Consider the following 13,606-nt stretch of genomic DNA (forward strand, 5'->3'; position numbering starts at 1 on the left):
TGGCGGTCAGCCGCCGACCAGCGAGCGGATCTTGCGGCCGAGGCGCGTCAGGAAGCCCGCGTTCTCGTCCGTCGCCTTGGCAGCGGCCTTCGGCACGGTCGGCACGGCCGCACTCGCCACGGCACCCTCGGCGCCTTCCAGCGGACGGCCATGACGACGACGGCGACGCTTGCGCGGCTTGCGGTCGCCTTCCGGTGCCGCGGCGGCCTCCGGACGCGTCTCGTTCGCGGGCTGCGTTGCCTGCGGCTTCGCGGCCTCGCCCTCCGGACGCGGGGCGCGCGGCGGACGCGGCTTGCCGTCGGCCGAACGCGGACCTTCGCGGCGTCCACCCTCGCGGCGCCCGCCTTCGCGACGGCCGGCACCACCGCCGGACGGCTTGCGGCCACCGCCGCGACGCTCTTCGTCGGCGGCCTTCTGCTCGCGGGCTTCGCGGAAGATCTGGCCGATGCTCTCTTCTTCCTCGTCGCCTTCACCGGCTTCCGGCTTCGGGCGTTCCGGCCGCGGCAGCGCGGTCAGCAATTCCGCGGTGACCGGTTCGGACGGGATCTTCTGCTCGATGTAGGCCTCGATGTCCGGCAGCGACATCGCGTAGCGCTCGCAGGCGAAGCTGATCGCATCGCCCTCGGCGCCCAGGCGCGCGGTGCGGCCGATGCGGTGCACGTAGTCTTCGGCGTCGAACGGCAGGTCGTAGTTGAACACGTGCGACACGCCATCGATATGCAGGCCGCGCGCGGCCACGTCGGTGGCCACGAGCAACTCCAGCTGGCCCGCCTGGAAGCGCTTCAGCAACGACTCGCGCTTCTTCTGCGGCACGTCGCCGGACAGCACGCCGACGCGGTAACCGGCGCGCTCCAGCGCGCGCGCCACGCGCTCGACGAAGGCCTTGGTGTTGACGAACACCATCGTGCGCGCGCCTTCGCTGCGCGACAGCAGGCCGATCAGCAGCGGGATCTTCTCGTCGTCGGCGGGGTAATACAGCTTCTGCCGCACCTTCGCCGCCGTGATGAACTCGGTCTCGACGACGAGCTTCTCCGGCTCGTTCATGTGCTCGTAGGCCAGTTCCAGCACGCGGTGGGACAGCGTGGCCGAGAACAGCAGCGTCTGCCGCGTGGTGCGTTCCGGCATGCGGCGCAGCAGGAAGCGGATGTCCTTGATGAAGCCGAGGTCGAACATGCGGTCGGCTTCGTCGAGCACGCACATCTCGCAGGCGTGCAGGCTGACCACCTTGTGCTGCTTGACGTAGTCGATCAGGCGGCCCGGCGTCGCGATGATGACGTCCACGCCCTTCTGCAGCAGCTCGCGCTGCTTGTCGTAGTCGACGCCGCCGTAGACCAGCGCGAAGCGCAGGCCGAGGTCGGCGCCGAACTTCACGGCATCCTTGTGGATCTGGATGGCTAGTTCACGGGTCGGCGCCAGGATCAGCGCGCGCGGATCCTCGGGCTTGCGTTCGGCCAGCGCGGGCCGGCTCAGCAGGCGGTTCATCACCGCGACCAGGAACGCCAGCGTCTTGCCGGTGCCCGTCTGCGCCTGGCCTGCGACGTCGCCGCCTGCCAGCGCGACCGGCAGCGTCATCGCCTGGATCGGCGTGCAACGGGAAAAACCTGCGCCTTCAAGGCCTGCGAGCAGGGCCGGATGCAGGTCGAACGAGGAAAAAGTAATGTCGGTTAAAGGTTTGTCGCTCATGCCATCTTCTTTGCGCCGCAGTGTTCTGCGTGCGGCTGTGTGAATGCGGGTCGCTGTGCTTGCAACGGGGGGTCCGGCGTCGCACACTGCGCTCCCTGTGCCGGGCTGCGCGGCCGCCCAGGAGCTCCTTGAAATGGCCGCGGAACGCCCCAGTTTACCCCAAACAGACGGCCGACCCGGCCCGAACCCGTCCGCAGGACCCCGCGGACCCCGCAGGAGACCCCAGTGAGCGATAAAGTTTCCCACGTCGGCGATGCCGATTTCGATGCCGCCGTGCTCCAGTCCGGCGAGCCGGTACTGGTGGATTTCTGGGCCGAATGGTGTGGCCCGTGCAAGATGATTTCCCCGGTGCTGGACGAGCTGGCCGAGACCTACGGTGGCAAGCTGAAGGTGGCGAAGGTCAACGTGGACGAGAACCGCGCGACCGCCATCAAGTACCACGTGCGCTCCATCCCGATGCTGCTGCTGTTCAAGGACGGCCAGATCCAGGCGACCCAGATCGGCGCCGTCGGCAAGGGCCAGCTGACCCAGATGATCGACAAGGCCCTGGGTACCCAGGCCGCCTGACCGGCGGCCCCGGGCGTCCCGGGGAGGCTGGCTGAATCCGCTTGAACCCGCCGCGGCGGCCCGGCTTGCCGCCGCCGCAGGCCGGTGATAGTGTCGAATCCGAATCCGGCGCAGGGGATGCGCCGCACCCATCTGAAGCCCCACTTCTCTTTACTCACCCGCCGCCGCAACGCCGGCGCGCTCGCCACCTAGCGAGGAATCGCAACTTGTCCGACAGCAGCAACGAAACCGGCGCTCCCGCCGAGAAGCGCGTGCGCAAAGCCCGCGTCCCGAAGGCCTCCGCCGACACCTCCGCCCCCCAGGCCGATGCCGCGCCGCAGCTCCCGCTGCCGCCGGTGAACGAAGCGCCTGCCCCGGCGCCCGCCTCCGCACCCGCGCCCGCCTCCCGTGAAGGCGGTGAATCCGGGCATGGCGGCGGCCAGCAAGACCAGGACGGCGGCCAGGATGCGCGCGAGCAGCGCGACAGCAACCGCTTCAACAACAATAACAACAACCGCCGCGACCGCTTCCGCAATCGCCGCGAACGCAATCGCGATCGGCAGGGCCAGGACGGCATGCCGCAGGACGGCAACGGCGGCGGCCAGGAGAACTTCGCCCCGCGCGTGATGCCCAACGTGCCGGAAGGCTTCCCGCAGTACTCGCTGGGCGACCTCAAGCGCATGCCGGCGCCCAAGCTGCTGGACATCGCCGAGCAGCTGAACATCCAGGAAGGCGTTGCCCGCGCCCGCAAGCAGGACGTGATCTTCGCCCTGCTGAAGGTGCTGACCCGCCACGGCGAAGGCGTCGCCGCCGACGGCGTGCTGGAAATCCTGCCGGACGGCTTCGGCTTCCTGCGCGCGGCCGAAGCCAGCTACCTGGCCGGCCCGGACGACGTCTACATCAGCCCCAGCCAGATCCGCCGCTTCAACCTGCGCACCGGCGACCACCTGGCCGGCCGCATCCGCTGGCCGAAGGACGGTGAGCGCTACTTCGCGCTGTCGACCATCGACACGATCAACGGCGAGCCGCTGGAAGCGTCGAAGAACAAGGTGCTGTTCGAAAACCTGACGCCCCTGTTCCCGCGCCGCCGCTTCACCCTTGAGCGCGGCAACGGTTCCTCTGAAGACATCGCCGGCCGCATCCTCGACCTGATGGCGCCGCAGGGCAAGGGCCAGCGCGCCCTGATCGTGTCGCCGCCCAAGGCCGGCAAGACGATCATGATGCAGCAGATCGCCACCGCCATCACGACCAACCACCCGGACGTGCACCTGATCGTGCTGCTGGTGGACGAGCGTCCGGAAGAAGTGACCGAGATGCAGCGCACCGTGCGCGGCGAAGTGGTCAGCTCGACGTTCGACGAGCCGGCCGCGCGCCACGTGCAGGTCGCCGAAATGGTGATCGAGCGCGCCAAGCGCCTGGTCGAGCACAAGAAAGACGTGGTGATCATGCTGGACTCGATCACCCGCCTGGCCCGCGCCTACAACAACGTCGTGCCCAGCTCCGGCAAGGTGCTGACCGGCGGCGTGGACGCCAACGCCCTGCACCGCCCGAAGCGCTTCTTCGGCGCCGCGCGCAATGTGGAGGAAGGCGGCTCGCTGACCATCATCGCCACCGCGCTGGTCGAGACCGGCAGCAAGATGGACGAGGTGATCTACGAAGAGTTCAAGGGCACCGGCAACAGCGAAGTGCACCTGAACCGCCGCATCACCGAGAAGCGCGTCTACCCGGCCATCGACATCAACCGCTCGGGCACGCGTCGCGAAGACCTGCTGATCGAACCGGAACTGCTGCAGAAGATCTGGATCCTGCGCAAGCTGTTGCACCCGATGGACGAGATCGCGGCGATGGAGTTCCTGCTGGACAAGATGAAGAACATCAAGTCCAACGACGAGTTCTTCAGTTCGATGAAGCGCTGATCCGGCGCGCGATCGACGAACGCCCCGCGATGCGGGGCGTTTTCGTTAGCGGCACCGGAAATCGCCGGCGCCGACCGGCGCGCACCCGTCGCCCCAGCGACCGGTCTGCCGCCAGTACGCCACCACGCCCGCTTGCGCGAGCAACGCCTTGAACTCGGGATGCGCGCGCACGCCCGAATACGGCGCGTTCCAGAACGCCACGTACGGGTACTGCGGCATGCGCCCGTCGCGAAAACCGGGTTGCATCTCCAGGTCGCGGCGCAGCGCGCGGATCGCCAGCGCGGTATCGCCCAGTGCATCGGCGACGCCGGTCTGCACATAGGCCGCATCCTGCCCGCCCGCATAGACGTCGTCCGTCAGCGCCTTGCGGACAAGCGCGAGCATCGCGGCGCGGTCATCGAGCAACGCGCCGAGATCGTGGAAGAACGGCGTGTCGAATCCTTCGTGCTGCTGCAATCGCCGGTGCAGATCGGTCAGTTCGCGCAGACCGCCGCCCCGCTTGCCCGCCAGTTGCCGGAAGAACGCCACGGAGTCCGTCTCGCGCTGGCGGCCTTCCATCTGTAGGCCGCGCCGGTACTCGGCTTCCGCATCCGCGTAGCGACGCGCGGCGGTGTAGTCGTACTGCAGGTCGCGCGACAGGAACAAGGCCCGGGGCTCGCTGGCGCGCACCTGCTCGACCAGCGCGATGGTCTCGTCCAGGTGCCCCATCGCATACAGCATGTAGGCGTAGTCCCAGGCGCGCTCCTTGGTCAATGGGCCGGCTTCGGCGACCTGTTTCGCCAGGGCGAGGGCTTCGGCCCGCCTGCCCTCGCGCCACAACGCGTTCGCACGATCGCGCCTGGCGACCCAACTGTCCGGCGCGATGCGGGCGATATCGTTCCGGACCTGCGCGGCTTCGGCACGCACCTTGTCTGCCTGCGGCCCGTCGAGCGCCTGCGCCATCGCGATGAGCGAAGATGCCAGCGCGTCCCGGCACAACACGCATTGCGGATCCAGCACGACCATCTCGCGCGCGAGTTGCAGTCGCAGCCGGTCGTGCTCGACATCGAACTCTTCGCGCATGCCGATGCTGCGCCAGCGCAGGAAGCGCTCGTAGGCATCGATCTGGGTGGTGCCGCCCTGCTCGCGATTGAAGGCGGCGACATCCAGCTTGACGCTCAGCGCGAGCGCGACGTCGCGGGAGATCGCGTCCTGCACCGCGAACACATCGCGCAGTTCGCGCGCATAGATCTTCGACCAGAGGTGAAAGCCGTCGTCGGCGCGGATCAGCTGCGCGGTGACCCGCAATGCGCCGTCTTCGCGACGCACGCTGCCTTCCAGCAGATAGGCCACGCCCAGCGCGCGACCGATGGCGCGCAGGTCGTGGGTGTCCCTGAACGCGTCGCTCGACGTGCGTCCCACCACGCGCAGCGCAGGCGACTGCGCCAACTGGTTGCGGATCTCTTCGGCGAGACCTTCGGCGAGGTACGTCTGGTCGCGGGCCTGCGAAAGGTCGGCGAAAGGCAGCACTGCGAGCGAAGGGCGGGCCTGCGTTTCGCTGGGCGCTGCGCGCGTGGCGTCCCGTTGCGTCCAGACGAGCGCGCCCACGATCAGCACCATCGCGCCCGCCGACGCGATGAGCCAGGGCCGCCATCCACGCGGCGCACCCTTCGGTTCGCCAGGCATGGCGACAGCGCCATCGGCCGCGGGCAGGTCGAAGCGGTAGCCGATGCCGTACACGGTATGCAGCAGGCGCGGTCGCTGGGCCTCTTCGCCCAGGGCCTGGCGCAGCAGGCTCATGATCCGGTTGAGGACGCTCTGGGTGACGTGCCGGTGGCCCCACACCGCGTCGAGGATCTCGTCCCGCGTGAACACCCGGCCGGGCGAACCCGCCAGCACGGCCAGCACGGCGAAGGCCTTGGGCTCGAGCGCCTGTTCGGCGCCGCCGCGCAGCAGCCGCCGGCCGGCGAAGTCGATGACCACGTCGTCGAAAGCCAGGCGATCCGGATCCGGCTGCGGCATGCGCTCCCCCGCGGGGCGGGGCCCGCGCGCTCAAGTATAGGTGCGGCCTCACCACTTCCTGCGGCTGGCCTAACGACCTGGACCTCACCCCGGCAGACGCTGGCGGTCGCGGAAACGATCCGCGGCCGACCCAGGAAGGACCCCATGAACCTCTCGCGCGTGCGCCTTCATACCCCCGTGCCGTCCGTCGGGCAGCGTCTGTTCGGCGGGATCGGACGCGCCTTCCAGGCCATCGCCTTTGCCGGACTGCTGGCCTTCGGCGCCTACATCGCGCTCCGGGCGGTGGGCGCTACGCCCCGGAACTTCGAACAGTGGCGCACGCTGGTGGACGGGCTGCCGATGCCGACCCTGCAGGACTGGATCGCCAACCTCGGCATCGGCCTGCATTTCGTGATGGGCACGATCCTGGTGCTGGCCTGGCCGATCCTGCTGTCGTCGCGCATCCGCAGCCGCCACCGTGCGGTGCATCGCTGGACGGGTCGCCTCTACGTGACGGCGGCCGTGTTGGCCGGCACCGGCGGCCTGTCGTTCATCCTCACCCACGGCGCGTACACGCCCGCGGCGTCGGTCGCCTTCGCGGTCTGGGGCGCGGTGATGGTGCTGAGCGCGGTCATGGCCTTCGTGCATGCCCGCGCGAAGCGGTTCGACCGGCATCGCGCGTGGGCGATCCGCCTGTTCGCGATGGTGCTGGGCTCATGGGTGTTCGACCTGGAGATCCGCGCCTGGAAGGACCTGACCGGCGGCCTCGGCATGGGCGCAGGCAACACCCGCGGCCCATTCGACTACGCCATCCTCTATCTGTTCTTCGTCCCCAACCTGCTGGTCGCGGAGTGCTTCATCCGCCACCTGCACAGGCGCATCGCATCGCCACGCCGCCTGGCGTGGTCGGCCATCGCGGGATTCGCGGTGGCCGGTGGCGTGTTCGCCTATGCGGTGGTCATGGTGACCGCCACCGACTCAGGCAAGTACGGGAAGCACCTGTTGCGGGTCTTCGGCGGCGGATGAGCATCGTGCTCGCCGCGCACGCCTGTACGCGGATCAGGAATCCTCGCCGCCCAGCGGCGTCAGAAGCCGCAAGCCCTTGCCCACCTCATACAGCCCACCCGCGAGCATGGCCTCGGGGCTTTCGTTCGTCGCCTGGTCGTCCTGCACCCAAGGCACCGTCTCCCTCGGCCCAGGAATGTACGCATTCCATTGGCCATAGGTCGGCAGTGTGTTGCCCGCCATCTCGTAGTCGACCGGCACGCGCACCGATACGAATCCGTGCTCATCCGTCGCTCCGGCAGGCACGGAGAATGACCACCCTCTCGCGGCCGTGAGTGCGGAACGCGAAAAAGCGCTCCTCATCCGCTTCATCTGGTTGGCGTCGCCGACTGTCCGCAGGTTGACCTGTTCGATCGCGGCATCGATCACCTTGCCATCGGCCCCGATCTTGAGAACGACGTACGCCGTGCCGCGCGCGCCAACCTCCGCCGCACTGAGCGGATACGACGGCGGCTTCAGGTCCAACGCCTTGACGGCATCGGGTTCCTGTTGACGCTCTTCTGCCGTCATCGCGTCCTTGCCGAAGTAACTGCCACGGATGCCGACGCGGTACCCGCCGTCCTCCAGCTTCTTCGCCACCACCAACAAGCTCATCCTCGCCTTGACCCGCCTGGGGTTGCCGTCCACCAGTACGGGCTCGAACCGCCACGCAGGCCCGGAATTCTCCACCAGTGACGCCACGACGTCCGGCAACTTGTCGCGGTCGTCCACCTCGAGCTCACTGACGCTGCCGTCGCGCTCGATGAGGATCGAACCGGTGACCAGCATGCTGGCTTCGGCCTGCTTCCGGATCGCCTGCGGGCTCTGGGCCAGACTCGAATCCATACACGCCAGCAACAACACACCGAACGCCCACGCACAGCACCCCCTGATCCAGTGCCACATACGCCCTCCTCTATCCCTGGAAGCGGGCCGGTCGGGCCCCGTCCGCCGCATACTATCCCCACGAGGTGAACCATGCACGGTAGCGGTCTGGAGTTGGCGCTGGTGTTCCTGCTGGCCGCGGTGATCGCGGTGCCGGTGTTCAAGCGCTTCGGGTTGGGGGCGGTGCTGGCTTACCTGGTCGCCGGCGTGGTGCTGGGGCCGGACGGGCTGGCGCTGGTGCGCGACGCCGACCGCATCCTCAATGCCGCCGAGATCGGGGTGGTGATGATGCTGTTCGTCATCGGCCTGGAGCTCTCGCCCTCGCGCCTGCGGGTGATGCGCAAGCCGGTGTTCGGTGCGGGCGGCCTGCAGGTGCTGCTCAGTGCGCTGTTGCTGGGCGGGATCGGCCTGCTGTTCGAGCACCACTGGAAAACCGCGCTCGTGGTCGGCCTGGGCCTGGCGCTCTCGTCCACCGCCGTCAGCCTGCAGCTGCTGTCCGAGCGCAAGGAACTGACCAGCGAGCACGGGCGCCTGGGCTTCGCGATCCTGCTGTTCCAGGACCTGGTCGCGATCCCCTTGCTGGCCGCGATTCCACTGCTCGGCGGCGCGAAGAACGAAACGCTGACGTGGACGATGGTGTTCCATGCCGTGGGCGCCATCGCGATCGTCATCCTCGGCGGCCGGCTCGTGCTGCGCCACCTGTTCCGGGTCGTCGCGCGCACGCGCATGCCGGAAGTGTTCACCGCCACCGCATTGCTGGTGGTGCTGGGCATCGCCTGGTTCATGCAGCTGGCCGACCTGAGCGCCGGCCTGGGTGCGTTCCTGGCTGGCGTGTTGTTGTCGGATTCGGAGTTCCGCCACGAACTGGAATCCCAGATCGACCCGTTCAAGGGTCTGCTGCTCGGCCTGTTCTTCATCGCCGTCGGCATGGACATCGACCTCGACGCGGTGGTGAAACAGCCCGAACTGATCACCGCCGGCGTGCTGATCCTGCTGGCGGTGAAGTTCAGCGTGCTGTTCGGCGTCGGCCGCTGGCCCGGAAGGCTCGACCCGCGTGGCGCCCTGATGATGGCGGGCACGCTGTGGCTTGGCGGCGAATTCGCCTTCGTCGTCTTCAGCGAGGCCGCGCGCGTGCGCCTGATCGATGCGGAACTGCGCAACCAGCTGACCGCCATCGTCGGCGTGTCGATGGCGCTCACGCCGATCCTGCTGCTGGGGCTGCATCGCGTGCTGGCCGACGTGAAGCGACCCAAGCCGGACACCCGCACGTTCGACGAGATCCCCGACGATCAGCCGCAGGTGCTGATCGCCGGCATGGGCCGCTTCGGCCAGATCGTCGCGCGCCTGCTGACGGCGCAGCGCATTCCCTTCGTCGCGCTGGAGCACAGCCCCGAAACCGTGGACACGTTGCGGCGCTTCGGCAACATCCGCCTGTACTACGGCGACCCGACGCGTCCCGACCTGTTGCGTTCGGCCGGCGCGCAGCACGTCAAGGTGTTCGTCATCGCGATGGACGATCCCGACACCAACATCAAGGCGACGCGGCTGATCAGGCGCATGTACCCCGAGGCGCGCGTGCTGGCGCGCGCGCGCAACCGCCAGCATGCGTGGCGGCTGATGGACCTAAGCGCGGAAGCTTACCGGGAGACGCTGGGCTCGAGCCTGGAGATGGCGCAGCAGGTGCTGGTCGAACTGGGCATGCCGGCCGATACCGCGGCCGAACATGCGCACCGCTTCCGCCAGCACGACGAGAAGCTGCTGCGTGCGCAGTACCTGGTCTACGACGACGACGGCGCGGTGATCCAGACCGCGCGTGACGCCGTCACCGACCTGGAGAAACTGTTCGAAGCCGACGCGACCGGCGAGGACACGCCACCGGCGCGATAGGGGGCGCTAGCCGCGGTCGCGCAGGAAGCGGGCCATCGAGGCACCCGCACCGGGCGTGGCCGGCACGAACTCGGCCGCCACGTCGATGAAGCCGCGCATCACCGCGATCTCGCGCGGCGTGCGATTCAGCGCATCGCGCAGTTCCGGATCGGCGCCGGCGCGCAGCAGGCGGCTGACCACGCGCAGCAAACCGTGCAACGACGCCAGGTGCAGCGGACCGAAGCCGCGCGGATCCTGCACGTCCAGCGATACGCCTTCGTCGAGCAGGCGTTCCAGCCCGGCCAGCACGACTTCCTCATCGCACGCGGTGCCCGGTTCGGCGCGCGCGCCGAGCAGCAGGAGCAACGGCGTGACCGAACCGGACGCCACCTGTTCGGATTCCGCCCCCGACAGCAGCAGCGTGTCGAGCAACGCGACCAGGCGCGGCTTCTCGCGCGCGGTGAAACCGTAGAGCGTGGCGCAATGCAGCGGCGTGAGGCCCTGCGCATCGCCGGCATGCACATTGGCACCCGCGGTGATCAGGCGCGCGGCGATCTCCGGCAGACCCAACGCCGCCGCCAGCATCAGCACGGTCACGCCGCCGGGCAGGCGGTATTCGATATCGGCACCGGCGGTCAGCAACGCGCCGACGATCTCGGCCTGGCGCATGCTCACCGCCGCCGACAACGGCGTCGCGCCCGTATGTGCGGCGCGCTGCGGATCGGCGCCGCGCGCGATCAGCAGTTCCACGGTGGTGGTGAAGCCGCCACCCGCCGCGCGCAGCAGGGCGGTGCAGCCCTGCGCATCCGGCGAATCGACATCGAAACCGAGGTCGAGCAGGCGACGCACCGCATCGCGATCGCCGACCATCGCCGCCGACGGCAGGTCGGCCGGGCGCAGCGCGCGTTTCGGCAACGGCCAGGTCCGCCAGTCCAGCCAGTCGGCCAGGTCGCGGCGCCCGCAGGCCAGCGCCACGCCGAGCGGGGTCTGTCCGTCGGCGGCGCGTGCGTCGGGCGAGGCGCCCTTCGCGATCAGCTGCTTCAGCGCGGTCTCGCGGCCGAGCACGGCCGCCAGGTGCAGCGCGGTCATGCCGTGGCTGTCGCGTGCCTCGCGGTCCACGCCGATGTCGAGCAGGCGATCGAGCACGCGCTGCCATCCCAGACGCACCGCGAGCGAGAGCGCAGGATCGCCCTGCGGGGAGGCACCGAACGGATCGGCGCCGCGATCCAGCAGGTCCAGCGCGCAGGACTCCAGCGTGCGCGCGGCCTGGTCGTCGGCCGCGCAGGCGGCCAGGAAACGCGACAGGCCGCCGGCGCCGGCGGGCGATACCGCACGCGCGAGCACCACCGCCAACGCGGGAACGCCCGACGCGCCCTGCGACAGCAACGCGAAGGCGAGCGTGTCGCCCTGCGCAGTGCGGATATCAGGATCGGCGCCCTGGCGGAGCAGCCACGCCAGGCGGGCGGGCCGCTGCAGATCAGGCTCGTGCAGCAGCGCGCCGAGTTCCTCGCGCGAGCATAGGCGCGCGAGCGCCTCCAGGCCGTCGAACTGGCCGCTGGCCAGGCCTTCGCGCAGCAACGCGGACGGTGCGCGATCGGGCGGCGTTTCGTCCTCGGCGGCCGCCACGGCGTTGGGCAGGGCGTACGCGGGATCGAGCGCGGAGACCAGCGCCCAGCGGCCTGCTTCGGCGGCCGCATCGACCGGACGACGGCCGGCCGCATCGGTGTCGGCCGGATCGATGCCCCACTCCAGCAGGCGGCGCACCAGCGCGGGCGACACCTGCTCCGCGCCGCAGGCCAGCATCAGCGCGTTGCGCCGTTCCGCATCGGTGGCCAGGCGGTCCGCGCCGGCGTCGGCGAGCTTCTCCAGCACCGCGGTCCGTGCGCCGCGCGCGGCGTCGAGCCACGGCGTGCGCTGCTGCGCGTCGCGCGCATGCACGTCGGCACCGGCGGCAAGCAGCGTGGCGGCCACTTCGGCATGGCCGGCGAAGGCGGCCTCGTGCAGGGCGCTGCGGCGCTGCGCGTCGCGCGCGTCGACCTTCGCCTTGTGCTTGAGCAGCAACTGCACGCCGGCGGGGTCGTCCTCTTCGGTCGCGGCGGCGGCCAGCAGCACGGGCTGCCCGCCCTGCGGGTCGGGGCGCGCACCGCGTTCCAGCAGGAACTTCGCCAACCGCCAGTTGCCCGCCATGCAGGCCACGCCCAGCGGGGTCAGCCCGTCATGGTTCAGCGCATCCAGTTCGGCCGCGGCATCGCGCAGCAGCGCGACCACGCCGGGGTCCGAACTGCGTGCGGCGTGATGCAGCGGCGTGTTGCCTTCGGCATCGGCGATGCGGGGATCAGCACCGTTGGCCAGCAGCGTGGTCACCGCGTCCGGCCGGCCGTGCCAGCTGTCGCGGGTGGCGGCCAGCAGCGGCGTGACGCCGGCATGGGCGTGGTTGAGGTCCACGCCGTGCGCGATCAGCGTGCGCAGCAGGCGCAGATCCGGCAGCACCGCCGCCAATGCGCCCAGGCTGCGCTGGTCGCGCGAGCCGTCCGCCGGCAGCGCATGCGCATCCGCACCGGCTTCGAGCAATGACAGCGCGCGATCGACGCGCCCGGCGCGTGCGGCCTCGAACAGCGCCTGCTCCAGATCGACATCGGCTACCGCGTCGGCTTCGACGGCCGGTGGGTCGAAAGCGTCCACCTCGCGTTCCGGCATCTCCACCACCGGCAGCACGCCGGCGCCCGCCACACGTTGCACGCCCAGGTGCAGCACCGGCAGCAGCAGGGCGTACGCGATCGCCAGGGCGGTCCGGGCCGACGCGGGCACCAGTCCCGGCCACGCCAGGCACAGGCCACCGCCGATGGCGACCGCAAGCGCCGTGGCGACGGCCAGGCCGCGCCAGGCGTGGAAGTCGTGTTCGAGCAGGCCGCGCCAATGGGCCGCGAGCCCGCCGCCGTCGCGCTCGAGGCCATGCCACAGGGGCCACGTTCGCCACAGGCCGACGATCACCGCGCCGATCACCGCACTCACGCCCAGCGCCGCCAGCAGGCTGCCGCTGTCATGCAGCGAGGCCAGCGGCCAGGCCAGCAGCAACGCACTGCCCGCGAACGCCGCCGCCCAGGCCAGCGCCAAGGCCGGCAGGTCTTCGCGCCAGGCCCGGCCGGGCGCCAGCACGCGGGTGCCGCGCAGCCACGACACGCCCATCGCGGCGGCCGGCTGGGCCAGCCAGGCACCGAGGGCTGCCGCCACGCCACCGAGCCACGCACCGACGCCGGCCAGCAGGAGGCCTGCCAGCAGGGCGATCAGGGCGACATGGCGGGTCTGCAGCCGGGGCTCAGGCATCGGGACGGATGGCGGGATCGGGCTGCGGCGGGAACTGGATGTGGAACCCGCGCGAGGCGAGATTGGTGCGGACGACGTCGGCATCCTCGCGGGCGAGTTTCCGCTCGGGCGTCAGGGCGACCTCAAGGACGAACGACAGGTCACCCAGTTGGGTGCGCAGCGGTTCGGGCAGTCGGGCGAAATCATCGCGCGCCGCCAGGTAGACGAACGTGTCGGCCTTGCGCTGGCTCTTGTAGACGTAGGCTTGCATCCGCGCGCGTTGCGCCCTGCCAGTGGACAAGCGGGGATTGTGCGGGAAATGCCCCATGCGCGAAACCCGCATCGCGATCACGCCGGGCATGACGATCGGCGGCGGGATGCAT

Annotated in this window: 9 protein-coding genes; 4 read left to right on the forward strand and 5 right to left on the reverse strand. The window is 70.0% G+C overall.

Annotated elements, in window-relative coordinates; all coding sequences use genetic code 11:
• Window positions 1-6: 6 nt before the first annotated feature.
• Entirely contained in the window at window positions 7-1,683 is a 1,677-nt protein-coding gene (gene rhlB, locus BLT45_RS17650) for an ATP-dependent RNA helicase RhlB (protein ID WP_093304074.1), read from the reverse strand.
• A gap of 225 nt (window positions 1,684-1,908) precedes the next feature.
• Between rhlB and trxA the strand changes: the two genes are divergently transcribed.
• Both trxA and rho read left to right on the forward strand, forming a co-directional pair.
• Window positions 1,909-2,250: a thioredoxin TrxA gene (gene trxA, locus BLT45_RS17655; RefSeq protein ID WP_093304080.1), complete on the forward strand. Its 342-nt coding sequence runs from the start codon at window positions 1,909-1,911 to the stop codon at window positions 2,248-2,250.
• Between the two features lie 206 nt (window positions 2,251-2,456).
• The gene (gene rho, locus BLT45_RS17660) at window positions 2,457-4,145 is read left to right on the forward strand and encodes a transcription termination factor Rho (RefSeq protein ID WP_093304085.1); all 1,689 of its coding nucleotides are present in this window, start codon (window positions 2,457-2,459) and stop codon (window positions 4,143-4,145) included.
• A 45-nt stretch (window positions 4,146-4,190) separates the two neighbouring features.
• On the opposite strand, the gene BLT45_RS17665 is transcribed toward rho, so the two are convergent.
• Window positions 4,191-6,146: a winged helix-turn-helix domain-containing protein gene (locus BLT45_RS17665; RefSeq protein WP_093304089.1), complete on the reverse strand. Its 1,956-nt coding sequence runs from the start codon at window positions 6,144-6,146 to the stop codon at window positions 4,191-4,193.
• A 144-nt stretch (window positions 6,147-6,290) separates the two neighbouring features.
• Here BLT45_RS17665 and BLT45_RS17670 point away from each other — a divergent pair, with 144 nt between their 5' ends.
• Window positions 6,291-7,151: a DUF2306 domain-containing protein gene (locus BLT45_RS17670; RefSeq protein ID WP_093304092.1), complete on the forward strand. Its 861-nt coding sequence runs from the start codon at window positions 6,291-6,293 to the stop codon at window positions 7,149-7,151.
• Between the two features lie 33 nt (window positions 7,152-7,184).
• Here the strand turns inward: BLT45_RS17670 and BLT45_RS17675 are convergent, their stop codons facing one another.
• Window positions 7,185-8,015, reverse strand: a complete 831-nt coding sequence (locus BLT45_RS17675; protein ID WP_139188054.1) for an energy transducer TonB — start codon at window positions 8,013-8,015, stop codon at window positions 7,185-7,187.
• Between the two features lie 132 nt (window positions 8,016-8,147).
• Here BLT45_RS17675 and BLT45_RS17680 point away from each other — a divergent pair, with 132 nt between their 5' ends.
• Complete coding sequence (locus BLT45_RS17680) at window positions 8,148-9,941, forward strand: monovalent cation:proton antiporter-2 (CPA2) family protein (protein ID WP_093304100.1); 1,794 nt, start codon at window positions 8,148-8,150, stop codon at window positions 9,939-9,941.
• A gap of 6 nt (window positions 9,942-9,947) precedes the next feature.
• Here the strand turns inward: BLT45_RS17680 and BLT45_RS17685 are convergent, their stop codons facing one another.
• Window positions 9,948-13,244, reverse strand: coding sequence for an ankyrin repeat domain-containing protein (locus BLT45_RS17685; protein WP_093304104.1), 3,297 nt, complete (start codon window positions 13,242-13,244; stop codon window positions 9,948-9,950).
• Window positions 13,237-13,494, reverse strand: a complete 258-nt coding sequence (locus BLT45_RS17690; protein ID WP_093304107.1) for a YcgL domain-containing protein — start codon at window positions 13,492-13,494, stop codon at window positions 13,237-13,239. The genes BLT45_RS17685 and BLT45_RS17690 overlap by 8 nt, the downstream gene beginning before the upstream one ends.
• Window positions 13,495-13,606: the final 112 nt, after the last annotated feature.

Origin of the sequence: Pseudoxanthomonas sp. CF385 (assembly GCF_900104255.1) — a bacterium.
In the GTDB taxonomy this organism is placed as follows: Bacteria; Pseudomonadota; Gammaproteobacteria; order Xanthomonadales; family Xanthomonadaceae; genus Pseudoxanthomonas_A.